12 protein-coding genes are annotated in these 18978 nt (G+C 36.7%); all 12 read right to left on the minus strand.

All coding sequences use genetic code 11. The features are described from left to right. Entirely contained in the window at window positions 1–936 is a 936-nt protein-coding gene (locus tag BSAG_RS16240; RefSeq protein WP_004309029.1) for an ABC transporter ATP-binding protein, read from the minus strand. A 185-nt stretch (window positions 937–1121) separates the two neighbouring features. Next, window positions 1122–3263, minus strand: a complete 2142-nt coding sequence (locus BSAG_RS0222805; protein ID WP_232287646.1) for an outer membrane beta-barrel protein — start codon at window positions 3261–3263, stop codon at window positions 1122–1124. Then, entirely contained in the window at window positions 3178–3906 is a 729-nt protein-coding gene (locus tag BSAG_RS25510; RefSeq protein WP_232287647.1) for a carboxypeptidase-like regulatory domain-containing protein, read from the minus strand. Before BSAG_RS25510 ends, BSAG_RS0222805 begins: the two co-directional genes overlap by 86 nt. Before the next feature lie 39 nt (window positions 3907–3945). Then, entirely contained in the window at window positions 3946–4365 is a 420-nt protein-coding gene (locus tag BSAG_RS16235) for a carboxypeptidase-like regulatory domain-containing protein (protein WP_004309031.1), read from the minus strand. A gap of 81 nt (window positions 4366–4446) precedes the next feature. After that, window positions 4447–6990, minus strand: coding sequence for a zinc-dependent metalloprotease (locus BSAG_RS16230; RefSeq protein WP_008771505.1), 2544 nt, complete (start codon window positions 6988–6990; stop codon window positions 4447–4449). Window positions 6991–7004: 14 nt separating this feature from the next. Beyond that, window positions 7005–9590, minus strand: a complete 2586-nt coding sequence (locus tag BSAG_RS16225) for a zinc-dependent metalloprotease (RefSeq protein WP_008997411.1) — start codon at window positions 9588–9590, stop codon at window positions 7005–7007. A 33-nt stretch (window positions 9591–9623) separates the two neighbouring features. Next, entirely contained in the window at window positions 9624–11303 is a 1680-nt protein-coding gene (locus BSAG_RS16220; RefSeq protein WP_004314582.1) for a PKD-like family lipoprotein, read from the minus strand. A 21-nt stretch (window positions 11304–11324) separates the two neighbouring features. Next, window positions 11325–12185, minus strand: coding sequence for a DUF4843 domain-containing protein (locus BSAG_RS16215; protein WP_004314581.1), 861 nt, complete (start codon window positions 12183–12185; stop codon window positions 11325–11327). An 11-nt stretch (window positions 12186–12196) separates the two neighbouring features. Beyond that, window positions 12197–13699 carry a RagB/SusD family nutrient uptake outer membrane protein gene (locus BSAG_RS16210; RefSeq protein ID WP_008771507.1) on the minus strand — a complete coding sequence of 501 codons (1503 nt, stop codon included), beginning with the start codon at window positions 13697–13699 and terminating at the stop codon, window positions 12197–12199. Window positions 13700–13710: 11 nt separating this feature from the next. Further along, window positions 13711–17040 (minus strand): SusC/RagA family TonB-linked outer membrane protein, encoded by a 3330-nt coding sequence (locus BSAG_RS16205; protein ID WP_004314579.1) that lies wholly within the window; start codon window positions 17038–17040, stop codon window positions 13711–13713. A gap of 24 nt (window positions 17041–17064) precedes the next feature. Further along, window positions 17065–18255 carry a FecR family protein gene (locus BSAG_RS16200; protein ID WP_004314578.1) on the minus strand — a complete coding sequence of 397 codons (1191 nt, stop codon included), beginning with the start codon at window positions 18253–18255 and terminating at the stop codon, window positions 17065–17067. A gap of 82 nt (window positions 18256–18337) precedes the next feature. Next, window positions 18338–18919, minus strand: coding sequence for an RNA polymerase sigma-70 factor (locus BSAG_RS16195; RefSeq protein WP_004314577.1), 582 nt, complete (start codon window positions 18917–18919; stop codon window positions 18338–18340). Window positions 18920–18978 lie beyond the last annotated feature (59 nt).

Here is an 18978-nt window from a genome sequence, read left to right on the forward strand (position 1 = left end):
TTAGATATTATTTTTAAGTTTTCCCGATAGTTGTGCAAAGATTATGTCAAGAGAGCAGCGTTCCATCGTGATTTCTTTCAGTCGCCATCCGTTTTGTATGCTTAAGGCTACTACTCGTTCAGTTATGTTTTCATCGTCATCAAAGCGTATCCGGAATGTACCGGGATAGAGTTCTTCTATATTCAACACATGTTCTATCTTTGCTAGTTCTTCTATAGAAGGGGGAAGGGCAAATGTAACGGTGAAACTACTTGGAACCACATAGTTATCAAAGTCTTTCATGCTACCTGAAAATACGACTTTACCATGTTCAATCATGCGAATATCATTGCAGGTAGCTTGCACTTCCGACAGGATATGAGTGGAGAGTAGGACAGAATGATCTTCAGCAATTTCTTTAATCAGATTGCGTATTTCGACAATTTGGTTAGGATCAAGCCCGTTTGTAGGTTCATCAAGTACTACGAATGGAGGATTATGTACAATAGCCTGTGCAATTCCTACTCTTTGTTGATACCCGCCTGAAAGATTCTTTATAAGTCGTTTGCTAAAATGGGCAATAGCGCAACGTTCTTTAGCTATTTCTACAGCTTCACGAATTTTTGATTTCTCCATTCTCCGCAGTGTGGCACAGTGTATGAGATATTCGTCGACAGTCAAGTCCGGATGGAGAGGTGGTTTTTGAGGTAAGAAACCAATATGTTTTTTTGCTTCAACCGGATTTTTTCGTAGATCGATGCCATTGATAAATACATCTCCTTCCGTTTGATTTAAAACTCCACAGATGATATTCATAGTGGTGGACTTACCTGCCCCATTAGACCCTAACAGACCTAATATTCCTGTTTTTTCAATAGAAAAATTGATATCGCGAATGGCCCAATCTACACTATAACGATGAGATAAGTGTTTAACTTCGACAATAGGATTACTCATACTTTTTATTTTAAATGATTAATAGATTTCTTATTCATATTACCATGTAACTCCTCTTGAAATATCCATCCGGTTCGATTTGATCTTTCTGAATTTCCAGGAGAAATTTATGGTAAAATACCGCCCGAAGTTTTCTCGGTCAATATAACTGGTATAGTTATCTTTCATTTGGATAGCTATGAAATTCACATTTTATCTGACATCGGCCTATATTCGCGTATGCTTCCATCGTTTGTAGTACCTTCGTAGTTCGATTTCACTTTACCAAACCGATAAGCAAAATTTATGGTGAAAAACCGTCCATAATAATTTGTCCACGTGTTTTGAATGTAGTTGGAATACATTTGGCTGTTGAAAGTCCGATGACTATTTAGTAGATCATATGCGGCAATACTAATGTCTCCTTTGCGATTTAACACTTTACAGCCTATGTTCAAGTTTAGGGTGTGATTGCGGTTAATCTCTTTATTGATTCCATAATCACGGCTGAAAATGAAATTATAATGACTACTTAGATAGAAGTATTTACATATTTGGCTTATATCAAATGTTGCTCCTGCCGTTTGATAGAATGTTTTACTTGTATAATTTTCAGTATTGATGCTATGTACATAATGAGTATTGGCACTGATTGTTATTTTTAATCTTTTAGTTAGATTACAGAGTAGAAAATGTTCGAGCGATGGATCATAGGTACGTGTTGTAGTCTTATTTTCTCCTATATAATATGGGTTATGTTCGTAGTTGAATCCGGTAGATAAGGCATATTTGGATTTTATACTACGTATAGGAGCCTGCCATATCAGTTTGCCTTTTATGTCCCAATATCCTTCTACGTTTTCAAAACTAATTAGAGAACTGTGTGCAGGTGCTGTGTATTGCAATCCCGGTAGATAAGTTTCGGCATTGTAATAGGTTGTCTTTGCAACAGGAGAGTGCTGGCGGATAGAGGCATTGATAATAACACCTATGGTGTGGTTATGTTTTCCTAACATACGATTGCAATTGAAGAGGAACGAATGTAGATATGATTGTTTTAAGTTGGGATTTCCACTGCGCAGCATGTAAGGATTGCTGTTATCTATTTGTGGGCGTAACTGCACTATGTTTGGTGCAAAATTATGCAGTCTGTAAGCGGCACTCCATGACTTTGTTATATCTGTATGCACAAAAGATATTGCTACTGTTGGAGAGATGAATGTTTTACGGTAGTTGTCCATTTCTTTTTCTTTCCGCTTAAGTGTAGTTTCCTTCAGTCCGGCTGAAATGTCACAACTTGTTTTTTGAAAGGGAAAAAAGTGAAATGAAACTTCCTGTTTTTGTGTCAGGTTATTTATTTTATAACTATATGTATTGGCTTCGTCTGTTTGTGGATTTGTGGGGCTCAACATATTCCAGGCGAATTGGTGTTTCCATCCGTTTTCGTATTTAACGGAATAGTCAAAAGATATTTGGGTGTCATTTTCTGGATTCAGTATATATATTAATTGCGCATTGCCGTTCCACTCCGTATTGCGGAGTTTTGATGGAATAGTCAGATAAGTTTGTGTTGTCGAACTTTCTAATGTGTCTATCCGTAATGAATGATTTTTGCCTTTATTTATATCTACTGAACTTTCTAATGTATATCCGATTCTGTCGGTAATACTGTTGACATAACTGACATCTTCCTTCACATGAAAATTCTTGTTTAGATTATCGTAATGCATCAGGCTTTTCGATGTTTGAAGATTGTTTTCTTCATTATAGATGTAAAGCGATTGCCAATCTTTGTTGTTGTTATATGTTATAAGCTGGTTCCAACGGAATTCTCCCCATTTGTCATTTGAATTGGAGAAAGAAAATTCGGAATAGTGATTTTGTTTTCTGTCACTGTTGCTATTTTGTTCTTCATAAAGGCGCTGCTGATAATTGTTGCCAGGAAAATAATGTTGTTCGGATCGTGTATTTGTATTATCGCGATTATATCCGAAAGTGTAAAATGCTCTAAATGTACCGTATGTTCCATTTTCTGTGTCCCATGAGCGTTCCGTAGCCAGATCTGCATAAGTCGTTTCGTTGTAAGTACTACTAGGATCGGAAATGGAAAGAACATTTTTGATATTATTTGATTTTCGGTTGATATTATTGTGAAATACATTACTTGTGAGTAAAAATTTCTCGGAGAAAAAGTTAGTGGTGAGTCCGAGCCCTTTACGGAACTTTCCTCTGTCGTTCTTTGAGTCCATGTTGCTGCCTGTACTAGCCAATAGGTGTGCTTTCCATGAGCTGATGAGTTTGCTTTTGGTTTCTATGTTGAGCACTCTGGTGAGATCCCCTCTGTACATTTAGTTTTTTTGTTTTCGTATTTTCATATTCATCATAAGCCTTGATTTTTAATACATCTGTTGCAGAAAGATTCTTTAGTGCTGCCATTGGGTCACTTCCGAATATTAGTCTGCCGTCTATATAAGTTTTGGTTACTTGTTTTCCCATGATTTTGACGGAATGGTCGTCAGTCTCTGTTCCGGGAAGTTGCTCGACTATATTCATAGCGACATCCCCTTCTTGTATGTTGACTGCCTTCGGGTTGAATATTAGCGTGTCGCCATTTTGGGTCACAATGGGGATTCTGCCCTTGATGGTGACTTCCTCCAGTTGGATGGATTCATCCAAAATTTCTATGTAAAGATTAGAATTCTTTCCAGCTATTATATTTAATTCTTTTTCAACTTTCCGACACCCTATTGCAGTGATAATGAGTTTTGCTTTTCCTGTTTTTATGGGTTTGAAACGGAATACTCCATTTATGCTTGTTGTTTTCAGTGTGTCTTTTGCATAGATCAAAAAGATATTGGCACCGTCTAATGAACCATTAGACCCATTTTCTTGTTTGTGTATAATAAATCCCGATAGCTCATTTGTTTTATCTTGAGCATTTATCGGTAAAGTAATGTATAACAATAAAAAAATAGAAATAAATTTTTTCATATTGCTGTTTTATAAAAAGTTTAGTGATAGTGTGTGGTTTTATTTGTCTAAGGCTTGTGAACTTTCTTTTAGGAAGAAGTTCACCACCCTACGGCCTCCAATTCTTTCTTGTTTTGTTTCATAACCCAGATAACTTGCTTGGAGAATTTTTTTGTCGGCCTTAGAAATGCCTATACTATATTCTCCATCAATATCAGTTATAGTACCATTAGTACTACCCACTTCGATAACGCTCGCGCCTATTAGTACCTCTTTTCCTCCTTCAGTATAAACAACCCCTGTGATTTTCTGACTGAAAAGGACCATTGGGGAGATCGGAGATTGAAGTTTTTTGTTTTTGAAAAACTCAGTACTTTTATTGTCTCTTGCCTTGATTATTGGAGAGGAGGGGGCTTCTTGTGCAAAAGAACACATCATTATAGTAAATATGAATACAATGAATAAAATAATCTGCTTCATAATATAATTTTTTTTTATTGTTATACATTTTACTATCACTAAACTTTTTATAAACATACACGTTGAATGGTAGAGGAAAGGCTAAATTACCCTGTCAATCATCGCTATCAAATAATCGCATTTTCCACGTTCAATATCATTACTAGCCAAAGAACGAGCTTGTATCAAATAGCGACGTGTACTTTTCAACTTATCATAGCAAATGGCTTCGATATCCGTACCGACATAGAAATTGACAGCAGTCATAGGTTCCATACCCGATTGCTCTTCTGTTGCAGATATAGAGGCAAAAGTTGTCAGCAACCCTAATGATTGTAACTTATGATTAGTTTGCTCGTTGAGAGCAATGGAAGTTACTCTTGTTGATACAGCCTTGTCAATAGCCTTTAATGTCGGACACATTCCTTTTAAAGAACTGATATATACAGACAGTTGTGCAATCATTGGAGCACTTAAAGGTTTCCCATTTAAAGTTTCTTTGAATAATTGTTTCTCTATATCATTCAAATATGCTTCTTGGGTATAAGGTCTAGTTGATTTCTCTACACTCAATCCCATACGCATCAAACGAAACATCAAAGACATCATTGGATACCCGTTATTGTAAATCCATGCTGACATATCAGGATTGACACCACCTAAACGCAAGAAATCCTTATTAGAGTCCAGCCAACTTAAATCATAGAAGGTACTGAATATCTTTTGTAAGACTTTCTTTTGCATATCTGCCGATACCGGTTGATATGAAGGAACATTGCTTTTTTCGTTGGCTTCATTGATATAAATACCTCCGATATAAGAAGATACAGGTGACAATGTTTTATTGATTAATTCAATAATCACAAAATCAGGAAATAGCTCCCGGTAATCATTGGGGATATTATCGTCGTGAAACCAGGCAGGACTATTTTTAACTACATATTTCACATGAGCGATTTGTGCATCTAAAGAGGCTATCGGATCATTACCTAAATCATAGTTTTGGCAACGCGGGTCTGTAGCATAAGCTGGTGAACGCTTTCCATAGAAATAGCGTGGATCTCCATCGTGTTCCATAGCCCATTTCTTCAACATGTCTGATTCATTTTCACTGGTGGCGGCATACAGATATTTGAGCGTAAATGCATCACATACACCCGGTTTGTCGACAATCAATACCACTCCTTTTTCTTTATCACCGGGCTGTGCCAGATAATTGTATAATACGTTGTCCATGACTGAAGCTGTGATACCATATTTTTGAGTAAATTCAGGAGAACGCAGTTCCTCAGGGGAGTATGCTGCAGAACCAGCCAAATTAGTTGCCAATCCCAAACTAAGACCAAATGCTTTTAGCATACGTGCTGTCAGATTCTCACAGATCACCTCATCGGCAATGTAATAAGTCCGGAAGCGCGGATCAATCTCTGCCATTTGGTATACTCCATTACGACGTACGCTGACGGCAAGGTCGCGTGGTACTCCTATCTTGGTACTTAAGATTTCTCCAGTGCGTAAGTCAGTGACATTGTATGCGGTAACTTCCGAGTTGTTGTTATTCAGGAAAGCAATCGTATTTATCATTGGGTTATTAGCACGGAAAGTTGAATCTTTCTCATATGGTTTTATTATGATTGGTTTTCCTATTCCTAAGTCTTCAAATATTATATTCCATTCATCTGCACTTTTTTGGATGGCTTTTACCCAGCTATCTTGAATCAGAGTGTCGATGTAGAAGACAACAGGTTGTTGTGTCGTTATATTACGGCGTGTTACATAGTATCCTTTCTTGAAACGTTTTTCATTACGATAGTCTGTGTATGATATATAACCTGTTCCTACACGTGGGTTGGCTTCGCGGGTGTTCATTTTTTCTTTCGACAGTAGGGCTAGTGTTGTTTGTACCGACATGGTTAATTCCGGTTGCTCTTTGGAGACGAATCCCATGATGCTGATGCTCAACTTTGCAGTACAGTTTTGAGTGATACTGATACAATTGTCGAATGCGTCTGCAGAGTCCACAAAAGATGTTTTACTTTGAGGGGAAGCACTTACAATTGTGAGCATACCTCCATAACTGCGTCCGCTAAGATTGAGTACATCTTTATTGGAACAAGAGAAATAGGAAGTGGCATTAAATACAACAGCCGTTGAATCGCTGGTGTATCCTTCAATTGGAAATGCTTTGTAAATAGCATTACTACGAGATAATGCAAAAGCCGCTTCTTGATTATCGTCCTGTTCGTTGAGGCGAACATTGTATTTCGGATCTCGGAATAATATTAATGAATCGGTTTTATCAATAATCAGATACCTGCTTTGAGCAGCTTTTGTGCCCGCCAGCGAAATGTCACTTGCAGTAGTGATGGCAGAGTTTACTAAAAAATCCCGTCCCATTAATTCAATCGGTAGTTCCAGATAAATCTTATCCTCGTACTGATGAACTGTGATTGTCCCTTTATTGACTGTATGTTTCTTCTTATCTTTGAAAAGCTTGTCGTAGACACTCTTTTTTTTCTTTTGAACACTGTCAGTCTGTTGTTCGGTTTTTGCTTTTCCTTTTTTCTTTTTGGAGCGGGCATTGGCTTCATTTGTTGATCCGATAATCAACAAAATTGGCATCAACCATAAAAATAGTATTTTCATCTTTTGTCCCTCCCTTATTTTAAGTTGATGTCGAGCATCTTTAATAATAATTCATAGTGAGCTTTCGTCTTCCCTGATGCACTGGCTGCCTTTTGTTTCATCAGTTGTTTGGCTTTAGCTATATATGCGTATACATCTGCTTGTGTAACTTTAGCCGTCATAGAAAAACGATTCAACGGTCTCCATTCAAAACCTGCTACAGGGTTGTGTATAACATCCTCTTTGATAGCATGTCCTTGGCAACAAGTATATCCGAACTGGCGGTGATTGATGTCAAGTGGTTTTTCTCCGGCCAATGCTTTCCCAGCTCCTTTGATTGTGAAACCGGCAGTTTGCATCATCATGTATATATATTGTTTCTGGAGATTCATTTGGGATTCTGTTAATGTACATCCGGAAATGGTCGGTTTCCATACAAAATTGTATATCATGTTGAAAGCCTCGGCAGCAGTAAATGAATCTTTTTCTAATCCTTCGTATTGTGATACCTGAAAAGGTACAGGCAGTATATATCTCAACATGAAGTTTTGAATAGTTTGTTTAGGGGAACCGGAAATTGGGAATTTAGTTAACAAGTTTTTGTTGTCAAGCCAATTCAGATCGTTATAAATCTCGAATAGGTAATTCAGGGCTTCTTTTTGTTGTGCCTTTGGGATCTGTGCAAAACGTGGCATTGTGTCCCCTTCTTTAACTTCGTTGACAAAATAGCCGCCTACATTGCCTGCTACATGGGTAACGTACATTGCAAGTTGTTCTACGATACCAATAAATAAATCTTCACGGTATTCGTATGTATCGTCACCTTCGGAAATCCAACTTTCCAGATTATTCATGATATACTTAAGGTTCTTGATGCCATATCGAGTTGCTTTCATAGAGTTGTCACCAATATCTTCCGTTTGTGAACGGGGATCAACAACTCCATATACTTGTTGTTTTCCATATCGGTACACTGGATTCTCTTTAATGGCATCACTGATCCATTTGCCTGTTATAATTGCTTCTTCCTCTGCAGAATTAACATTGAATACTGGAGTATACGTCCATTTAATGAGGTATTTGTCGTATTCACCAAAGCGGGGAGGAGTCAATTTAACGCCACGTTCTTTATCGCCAGGTTGTGCTACATAGTTGAAGCGTGCATAGTCCATGATGGAAGGAGTGGTACCATACTTCTGTGTGAATTCCGGTGAACGTAAAGAATCTACCGGGAAGGTGGAAGAAGCTCCCATGTTATGCATAAACCCTAAACAGTGCCCGATTTCATGTGAAAGTACATAGCGCAACGCATCTCCAACCATTTCATCCGGAATATTGACTGTGCGTACATCTTTATCGGCTTGTGCTGTTTGCACGAACAACCAGTTGCTGATAAGTTTGATGACATTGTGATATAGATATACGGAGGCATTCAGGATTTCTCCGCTTCGCGGGTCTACCCATGATGGTCCCATTGCATTTTCAATGCTTGATGGAGCATAGCGGACACATGAATATTTGATATTGTCGGGATCGAATTCCGGATCATCTGTCGGGAAATCTTTGGCTGCTACAACATCTTTGAATCCAATCTGTTCAAATAATTCATTCCATTGGGTGACTCCTTCCCGCAGATATGGTTTCCATTTCTCTGGGAAAGTATTATCGATGTAGAAGACAATCTGTTTAGTGGGTTTCACTTTCTCTCCACGTAAGTAGGCGGCGGTGTCGGACGGTTGTATATCCCATCGATTGGCATAGTAAACGGGTACGGTCGTTTTAGCTCCTTCGCCTAGTTGTTCGCGTCCGGTAAAAAATACACCGATCCGGTAATCTGCCATACGTGGACGATAAGGCTTTTCTTTTAACAGCATGATGGAACGTGTCATTTCTGCGGTGAATGGACGGTCTTTTATGAGTGATGTTCCTTGTGAATTGCTGACAGAGAATGTATATGACAGACAGCTTTTAATAGAAACATTATCTTTGAAAGCCTTGATTTGTGAAATGTACGAGCAGTCGGATTGATAATTCTCTGTACGATTGTACATTCCATAAATAGAATTTTTGTCGAAGGGACTCATCTTTTTATTGTCGCCCAGGAAGACGCTGCTCATATCAAAAACGATAGCAGTAGAGTCATTATTGTATGCTTGAATCTTTTGGTTGCTTAAAATTGCTCCCAGTGTACTTTTGCGTAAAGCTTCATCAATTTGTGTGTTACCAGTAATATAGTCAGTGTTTACCTGACGTAACTGTACATGTGTTTTATTGCGTGTGAATACTACGTGAAGAAGATCGGTCGGCTTGGAACCAACTACTGCATTACCATTATCAGAGATACTGGTAACGGTGGAACCAATAAGCATATCTTTATTAATTAAATCCACAGGAAGTTCAAAATATACTTTTCCATCCAGCAGATGGAGAGTAATCAGTCCTTTGGCTATTTCATGCTTTTTCTTGAATAGTTTGTCATATTCACTTTCTTTTTTAGCAGGAGTTGTTTGTTCTGTTTTTGCCTTCTTTTTTTTCCAGAAGAATGGAAATTTACGCTGTGCGTCAATGGTGGTAGACGAAGCTACCACCATTGCTGCAAGTAAGAGGATTTTCTTTTTCATATCAGTTCTTTAATGTATTTTTATGAAATTAGATTAATATCCGGTTGTTGTTACATCTAGGATTTTACCAAAACCATCATAGATTAGGGCTTTAGAAATATCCAAGGTTCCTGCACCGGCCTGTTTCATCGGAACAATTGAGACTTTTCCGTTAAATTCTGCGGATTGGGTCACAATAATGAGGGCTTTGTTATTCCATGCATTTGGGGCAATAGTTGGTGGATTACCAGTCATTACATTAATTTGATTGGTATATTGCCCTTGTTGATATAACTTGGCCTTTGTAATTTTTTCTCCGTTACTGGGGGTAAACTGTGAGGTGGTGGAGACAGATACTTCATTTCCCATACCGTAAGTAAATGAGTATATAGCTGCATCTGTTACTACATATAATACATTATTTGTATGTCCGAAGAAAATAGATACAGCTTTGTCTAGTAAGGTTTTTCCTGTCGTTGGAATAATATATTTGTTTTTTGCTGCTGCTGGTTGTTCTGGTGAAGTCACAATCCATCCCTCCCAATTATCAGGATCTTCATAGTAGCCTTCTTCTGCTTTATATTGGCTTAAAGTGTAAATAGCATAATTTCCACTATTATCGTCTTTAAGTAAGAAAGTGGCCAATGAGCCATCTTGAGAACTTGTTGCGGCAATAGCTGTTTGACTCCCCATGTCATTAGGATCGAAATCCGGATTTGAGATATACGGAGTACATGTGTTATAACTCGTGCCATTTAAGGAATAAAAGGCACCTTTGGGTTTATCTAACCATACTAAATGGTTGTCTCCAATACTATATGAAGAATTTGCTGCATATACATTGTTATTGATTTCAAATCCATTAAAAACAGAATTAGGCATAGAGAATTTGTTACCTGCTACGTTTAAGAATGAATATAGTCCATTATTTGTATAAGCGATGAAAAGTTGTGAAGAACGAATATAAGATTTTACTTGAAAATCGGTGGGGCAATATAAAAATATTTTTTCATCTTCCCATGTCCCGTTTATTGAATAGTCCTTACAGTTGAAACGAATGCTTTTTCCTGTGGAAGAAATAGCCCAAATCTGATTTAAGTGAGAACTACCAAGTATTGCTGTGTTCCCCATCACCTCATAGGTTAATGAAGTCAATAATTCATCATATGCTGCTCCATTAGCAGTTTCTAGTATGTGACGGAATATTCTTTCTTCTTTTGTATATTGATTTGTTATTTGAGAATTGTTAATCAAAGTAAAATCTGTTGTTGTTCCGTTTTCACTATCTGCGATCAACAATCCGTCTAGGAAGCTACTTTGTACATATAATTCCCAAGAATAAATATATTGTAAGTTATCATTTGCTACATCTGTTACAGTCAATTTTAACGTATAGGCTCCATTTGATATAGGACGATTTATAATACCATGAAAGTCTTTTTCTGTACCAATAATTTCATAAACAGGATTATTAGTTGAGGGTTCCTCGGTTACAGCCCATTCATAGCGCAAATTAGAACCATCAAAACCATCTTGGGTAATAGATGGTACAATATCGACAGGAGATTGATAACCTACGTATATTGAATTTTCTTGATTTTTATCGTTTATACTAATTTGTACTTCTGGAATAAGGTTTGTTACAAATGAACTTTTATCCTCATAACAAGAAGTAAACCAGAGAATATTAGGCAGCAGTAATATTATTAATTGAGTTATATTATTTTTCTTCATAATTTTATAGAATTATATAAATTAATATGTTCTGGCTTCTATAATTTGTCCTTTCAAATTACCTTCGTTATGAACTAGGGGGGTATCGGGATGTTCTTTCTGATACTTTTTTAGATAATCCGCTAATTTTGCAGCATAAGCTTCATATGATTTGTCTGTTACGAATAATCTATAATTGGCGAGATATTTATATGTAAAATATGTTGGTCTCTGTGGTTGGTCAGGATGCGCAGTCATATCGTCCCAATCATCCCAGTCTAAAGCTGTTACAATTGTTTTTAAAGCATTGGAACTATAAGCTGTTGTAGAATAAGAGGTTGGAGCTAGGGATGATTTTATTAGTGAATTATATGTCATCCATACATATCGTTCAGTCGCTGGAGGGGCAATGATATTGTTGTTCCAACTTACTGTTGCTGTGATATATTCTTTAGGGCCTAACCCTAGAGTTGATGACTCCTTTAGCTGGATATAAAGTTTATATGATGCTCCATTTTGTATTTCATCAGTATTAAACAGCCTTATTTTTATTGTTCCTTTTAAACTATTTGCGGGAATCACTGCAGCAGTTATTTCATAACTGTTTTCGGGGGCAGTGGTTTCCTCCGCATTGATTACATAATTCACAGTACGGTCTTCTGTCGATACATTTCCGACCAAAACTAAAGGCAATTCATATTCACCATATTCATCAAAGGGATTCTCCAGAAAAGAATAATTCCCTTTAAATATGTCGGTTTCTGCATCGTACTCATTCGTAGAATTGAATCTGACAGCATTATATTGACTGTCAAAATATGGTATTTCTTCCTTGCCGCAACTAATGAGGCATAAAGAGAAACAGCTTATCGCTAAGACTGATTTTATAATTATTTTTTTCATATTAATATTGTTTATTGTACACGACCGGATTGTATTTCGAAGGTAGGATAAGGCAATAAATATTGCGTATCTGTCATCTCTTCACTATAATTAGGAATAGATTTACACCCTGTTCGCTTATAGTAATAGAACATGACACCTTCGGAAATGAATTCTTTGTGATATTCTTTTTGTATTTCTTTTATGATTTGATCTGCATTTAGATTTTCAAGAGGGGTGCTGATACCTCTGTTTTCGCGAATCTTATTTAGCCTTTGTAATGCCATGTCAAGATTTGGGGTTGCACTTGTTGCATAGCATTCTGCAGCAATATAGAATATTTCAGGCAAGCGTATTAGAGACAAGCGGTTCTTATTGAATTCGTCTAAACTTGCTTGATGAATTTTCATAGGGACATATCCTCTGGAATCACTTTGGGTTTGATCTAACATTCGTGTGAAACGAACATCTGAATTTATGCCTTCATATATATTTTCAACATCTGTTGGAGATATATACATAGCTGTATAGTCTGTGTTGACGAAGTTGGGTATTATATATGAGGTAATTTTGGACGTAACGTCTGAAACATTTAGGCTAAATAAAGCTTCGGATGCTAGAGAACGGTTAGATTGAGAAATTTCTGGTAACAGGTAGGAGTAAGTGTACATATCGTCCATAACAATTCCATTATCACCGATAGCTGTGATTATCTCTTCAGTAGCATTTAAAGCTTTGTCTATGCTTTCTTTACTGCCTTCCCATAAATATACACGTGCTTCCAATGCTTTGACTGCATAATAATTGAGTCGTAAAGTTCTATCTTTGAAGAAACCATCTGCATCTATACTTGTGTAATAAGAAGCCGGATGTTTTTTTGTGATCGGGTCGTATTCCTTTAATAATTTTTCTGCGGCTTCCAAATCGTTGATAATCATTTGAAGTGTCTCTTTTCCTGTGCGTTGAGGAGTTGGGATCGATGATAAAGTTGTTACATATGGAATCGTTTTTTTAGAGTTTAGTTCTGCGGAACGGTTTTTCCAATCACCATATCCATATAGGCGCAACAGATCAAAATGTATATATGCACGAATGGCAAGAAGTTCTCCTTTGATAACATGATAATAGACTTCGTTCAGACTTGACTCCTGTCCTTCCATATTAGTTAATGCTTCATTGGCATTGGCTATTACAGAATATGCTTTAGCCCAGATATTTTCGATGTCCGAGAATATTTGTGTGTGGTCGTAATTGAATTTTTCATATTCTTGCATTTCTCTACTATTACTTGAATTGGAAGTCACAGGATTAAATTGATGACCTAATATTTCAATTGCATACCAGGATAATTCTTTACCATAAAGGGCATTGTCTGTCATGCTAATATAACAACCTATTAAAGATTGTTGGAATCCGGCTAGAGTGCTATAATGATCTTTTTCTCGAATTTCAGACCCTGAAGTAACATCGAACCAGTCGCTGCAAGAGGATAATGTTACTACGGACGTTAATAGGATTAATATGTATTTTTTCATCTTTATAAAATTTAGAGAGTGGCTGTTAATGAGAACGACATATTTCTTGCGAAAGGATAATTTAAACCTCGTTCTATTTTTATAGAAGAGAACGTTGCAATATCATTTAAATAGAATGATAAACGCAGACGTTGCATACTTAATTTCCTATAAATGGAACTGGGAAACTCATAATATGCACTGATGGAAGAAAGTGATAATTCACGCCGATCCTGTACAAAGCGAGTGGTAGCACGTGTAGTTGTTTCAGAATTAAATTTCTTGTATGGTGTTACTTGTCCGGGAGTAGTCCAACGACCAATTAGCAATCGGCGATCCACATTGTAAGCAATATTTGCATTTTCTACCCGACTGACGAGGGTTGAATTATACATTTGACAACCAGCAAGATAACTTATAGTAGCGCTTAATCCGATACCTTTATACTCGGCTGTGAAACCGCCTGTACCACGATACTTAGGATCGGAGTTACCAGCAGCGACCATATCATTGGCTGAATAAGTATAGGTGTAGGTACCATCTTTTTTAATGTATATTTCTTGTCCGGTTTGCGGATCAATACCGGCTGAAGGAACTGCCCATATTGTTTTCATAGATAATCCGTCTTGATACATTAATACAGGTGCAGAGGTATTATTATCTTCTGCTTGTTTCATCATTTTTTCATTGTAAGCCCGCATACTCTCTGACAAACGAATTATTTTATTTCGGTTATAGGCAAATGTTCCATATACATTTACAAAACCTTCTTTTCCTTGCCATATTGTATAATTAGCTTTAGCTTCAACTCCAGAATTACGTACCAATCCTAAATTATCTTTTACTATTGCGAACCCTGTAGAAGTTGGGATTGTTACATCGGTTAACATATTCTTGGTATCTGCTGAGTAATAGTCAACAGAAAGGGATAATCCGGCAACTCTCATATCAATTCCTATATTATGATCCTTTTTCTGTTCCCATTTTAATTTGGAGTTAGGCATAGATGCTAAATAAGCTCCTGTAAATTTGCCAGCTAAGCCTCCATATACGACGCCTGTGTAATAATTATATGTAGCAATTGCTGCGTTGGTATCAAAGTTTTGATTTCCAGTCAAACCAATCGAGGCCCGAAGTTTTAACTGTTTAATCCATCCAACACCTTTCAAGATGGCTTCATTGTGCAGGTTCCATCCAATACCAAAAGACCAGCTATTGGCCCAACGGTTATCTGAACCGTATAAGGAAGATGCGCTTTCCCGAACAGTTGCATCGGCTAAATAACGATTGTCATAATCATACGAAGCGGCTAATAGGAAGCTGGCTTCACGGTTAATTGTGGAATAACCAGTAGGGGTACTGTTTTCTGCATATTGTTTTGCGAATGAAATATCTGCCTTCTGATTATTGGGGAAACCTTCTGCCGTGTGTCGATATGCTGATGATTTTTCTCCGGAGATAAAGGCACCGGCATTTCCAAAGATAGTATGTTTACCAAATTGATTATTATAGTTTATATTCAAGTCTCCGGAAATAGAACTGGATTTACCATTTTCCATAATATACTTACCACGCTTAAGTATATCATTAACATTTGCAAAAATGGAATGTGAGGCGGGATAGAAATCATCCATATCATTTCGTTTTTCAGAGACTCCTATACGTGCTGTTGCTTTCCAGTTTTTATCAACTTGCCATTCTGCATAAAAATTATTGGTGAATTGTAAATAACTGGAAGTAAAGCTGGTTCCGATAATAGAATTATACATAGGGTTAGCTACTTTGCTTGATGTTGAGCCAATTTGTTCTACCCATTGAACTATATTCCCATTTTCATCAGTTGCTTGCCAATATGGATTCATTCTGGAATATTCGCTAAATTCTCCATAAGGGGACTCATTACTTTTGTTAGATATGATTGATAGGATATTCTTTAGTAATAGTTTGTTATGTCTGTATGATAAATTTATATCACCCGATATATTGCGGCGGTCAGATCCCTTCATAACCCCAGTAATCTGATTATAAGTAAGGTCTAAGATTGCACGTAAATTTTGGGAATCGCCTAATTCTATATTTAGGTTATGTTTATGTCCTATGCCAGTGTGAAGTGGCTTGGATAACCAGTAGGTATCTAATCCTTCTAATGCAAGTTTTCGTCGTCCATTATATAATTGATCTAATTGGATTTGTGTATTGGCGCTACTACTTGTATATACTCCGTCTAAACGTTCTGCTTCCAATTTTTCAAATGCATTACAAAGGTCATAACTGGTTAAATCCGGCATTTCCAAAGAAATACTACCATTATACGTAATACGCTGTTGATTTCCGGTTAAACGTTTTGTTTCAATAACAATTACACCATTGGCTGCTTTAGAACCGTAGAGAGCTTTTGCTGAGGCGTCTTTTAAAATTGTAATGCTTTCAATTCGGTTCATGTCCATGTCCATTATTGTCTCAGCAGTTGTTTCAAAACCATCAAGAATGAATAAAGGTTGATTGGGTTGATTTTGATAGTTGCTGCGCAAAGAACTGCTTTCTGTCGTTGGAAAACTGGAAGTTCCACGCATTGACATATCCGGAACACTATTGGGATTGGAGCCCATATCAAAATTATCTGCAATGTATATTGTAGGATCCAGATTTTTCAAACTCTGGAACACATTCTGATTTCCGACACGCATCAGATCTTTGCTCGAAATAGTAGTTGCTGCTCCAGTAAAACTTTCTGCTTTACGAGTATAAATTCCAGTAACGATAACTTCATCTAATTTAGTATCACTTTTTAGAGTAATATTTTTTCGTACATCATTCCGACCACTATTAATCATTACTTGCTGAGTAGACATTCCGATATATGAAAAGGTGATAGTACATGCGGTATTAGCTGGAATCTCTATATTATATTTACCATTATTATCTGTTATGGCAAAGCGTTGAAGATCACTAATCACAACATTAACACCGGGCAAAGGATATCCTTCTTCATCCGAAACGATACCTGTTGCGATACGTTTGCTTCCTTGTTGTTCCACTTTAGAGATAGTGACAATATCTCTTTCCATGCTGTAAGTGAGACCCGTGCCATTGAGTACGGTACGTAGTACGTTATCCACAGTTTCATCTTTTACATGGATAGTGATGGGTTTCAGTGACTTTGTCTGTTCTGTATTGTAGACAAAGCTTAATCCGGTTTGTTGTCTTAAAGCATCGAAAAAATCTTTGACAGTGACAGATTCCAGATTTAAAGTTACTTTTTTGCCACTTTCTGGAATGGCAAGCATCATTGTGGGTAATAGTAATAATACTACTACCAGAGAAAGTATTCGGATTCTTTCTCTACTTTTTGTCTTTCTCATTCTTTCTTCTTGTTTAATTAGTAATTAATTGTCTGTGATTAAAATTTCTCTTCCTTCTATTTTTATTTGTAAATTCGTAGTACGTGCTATTGCTTTTAATATCGGGCTGATTGTGGCATAACGATCCATATTACCAGTAAATCGCAGTTGTTTAAGCTCGGAAGTGCCAAAGGAAATATTAACATTATACCAATGTTCTAGAATTTCGACAATATTTTCTAAAGTACGATTTTCGAAAATAAGTCGTCCTTCATTCCATGCTATGTAGGGAGTGAGGTCTACATTGTATATAGATATATTGTTACCTTTCTGTTCAATGTGTGCCAATTGGCCCGGCTCTATGAGTTGTTCCTGTGTACTTCCTTGAGGAATAATACTGATACTCCCTTTCACTAATGCGACTTCTGTTCGTCCAGAGGTGAATGTATTAACATTAAATTCTGTACCATACTGTTTGATTATTCCTTGGTCAGTGACAACGTAGAAAGGACGAGCATCTTTGGCTATTTTAAAATAGGCTTCCCCTTTTAGATAAACCGTGCGTTTAGTCTTACTAAACTTTACAGGATACCGTATTTCTGTATTATAATTGAGGTGTACGGTTGTTCCATCTTCAAAGGTTACTCTGAATTCGTTTCCCTGTTCAGTTGTTAATGTGTTTTTTTCTACTATTTCAGGCTGCTGTTTTTGAGATATATCTATATTTATATTGGGTGTTGATGGATAGATGAGCGCACCATTTTGAGCTATAGCAGTTGTGGAATGATTAACCTTAACTGGTGTTGGATATGTTGGAGTAAGCGATTGTTTGTCATTCCCGGCTAAAATTAATGTAGCTTTAGGAATTCCTGGCTGTATGGCATCTCCTAAGGCTAGATTGTCAGATATTTGTTTTTCGGAAGCAATATAAAAGTACCATCCTCCTGCTGCTATTATTATAGGTAATATTAAAATAGCTGCATATTTCAGGAGAATTGATGTGACTGATACTTGGCAATATTTCTTTTTGAAATGTTTCCATGCCTGATGTGAGTTAATCTGTGTATATGCCTCGTAGCGCTTACGAAATGATGCGCTTGTTCGTAAACGATTGAAAAACTCTTCGTGTTGTGGAGAGGTCTTGATCCAATTGTCAAGTTGTTTTTTCTCGTGCTCTGTAATATCACCGAAGAGATATTTGGCTATTAATTCTTCTGTACCAGATTTTATTTTCATATATTTATTGTCTTATCATTTGTTAATAAGACAACATGAAGATTAAAAAGAGGTACAAACTTTCTAAAAAAGATTATTTTGGTTACGAAAAAAACTTGGAACTATACAAAATGTCACATAAGGGGAGCAAAAAATAGCATGTGCCCATCTGTTCTTTGATAGATTGTATAGCTCTTTTCTTTTGTGTTTTTACTGTTTCAATCGAAATTCCTAGTGCAGTAGCTATTTCTTCATTCTTTTTTCCATCCATATGTAATAAGAATATTTCCCGGCAGCGTGTTGGCAATTTATCGATAGCACGGAATAGTAGTCGGTATACTTCTTCTTCATTGGTATCTTCTTCTTCTGTGATTTCTCGATAAGTGCTTGCCAAGCGTTCAAGATAGAGAGATTCTACATTCTGATGTTTTAAATAATTAAGAGAGGCATTTCGTATAGAATTATAAAGATAAGTTCGGAAAGAAGGCAATGATAAGAATCTCATTTTCTTTTCCCACATAGTTGCAAAAAGATCCTGTACAATATCTTCGGCAGCTTGTTGGGAAGAGAGAAAGTTGATGGCATACAACACCAATGCTTTATAATATTCATTATAAAGCTGATGATAAGCGGCTGGGTGTTGCTCATTTATACCTTTTATAAAGGAACTTTTCTCTTCGTTCATGGTGAAATATTATGTTTTATGCAGCAAATGTATAAAATATCTAGGATAAAAGAAGTCTT

Origin of the sequence: Bacteroides sp. D1 (genome assembly GCF_000157095.2) — a bacterium.
GTDB lineage: Bacteria > Bacteroidota > Bacteroidia > Bacteroidales > Bacteroidaceae > Bacteroides > Bacteroides xylanisolvens.

Bases quoted from the DNA above. Each gene is read 5' to 3' on its own strand.
- BSAG_RS16240 (WP_004309029.1), bottom strand. From the start codon at position 936: ATGAGTAATCCTATTGTCGAAGTTAAACACTTATCTCATCGTTATAGT.
- BSAG_RS16200 (WP_004314578.1), bottom strand. From the start codon at position 18,255: ATGAAAATAAAATCTGGTACAGAAGAATTAATAGCCAAATATCTCTTC.
- BSAG_RS16195 (WP_004314577.1), bottom strand. From the start codon at position 18,919: ATGAACGAAGAGAAAAGTTCCTTTATAAAAGGTATAAATGAGCAACAC.
- BSAG_RS16225 (WP_008997411.1), bottom strand. From the start codon at position 9,590: ATGAAAAAGAAAATCCTCTTACTTGCAGCAATGGTGGTAGCTTCGTCT.
- BSAG_RS16210 (WP_008771507.1), bottom strand. From the start codon at position 13,699: ATGAAAAAATACATATTAATCCTATTAACGTCCGTAGTAACATTATCC.
- BSAG_RS16220 (WP_004314582.1), bottom strand. From the start codon at position 11,303: ATGAAGAAAAATAATATAACTCAATTAATAATATTACTGCTGCCTAAT.
- BSAG_RS25510 (WP_232287647.1), bottom strand. From the start codon at position 3,906: ATGAAAAAATTTATTTCTATTTTTTTATTGTTATACATTACTTTACCG.
- BSAG_RS0222805 (WP_232287646.1), bottom strand. From the start codon at position 3,263: ATGTACAGAGGGGATCTCACCAGAGTGCTCAACATAGAAACCAAAAGC.
- BSAG_RS16230 (WP_008771505.1), bottom strand. From the start codon at position 6,990: ATGAAAATACTATTTTTATGGTTGATGCCAATTTTGTTGATTATCGGA.
- BSAG_RS16235 (WP_004309031.1), bottom strand. From the start codon at position 4,365: ATGAAGCAGATTATTTTATTCATTGTATTCATATTTACTATAATGATG.
- BSAG_RS16205 (WP_004314579.1), bottom strand. From the start codon at position 17,040: ATGAGAAAGACAAAAAGTAGAGAAAGAATCCGAATACTTTCTCTGGTA.
- BSAG_RS16215 (WP_004314581.1), bottom strand. From the start codon at position 12,185: ATGAAAAAAATAATTATAAAATCAGTCTTAGCGATAAGCTGTTTCTCT.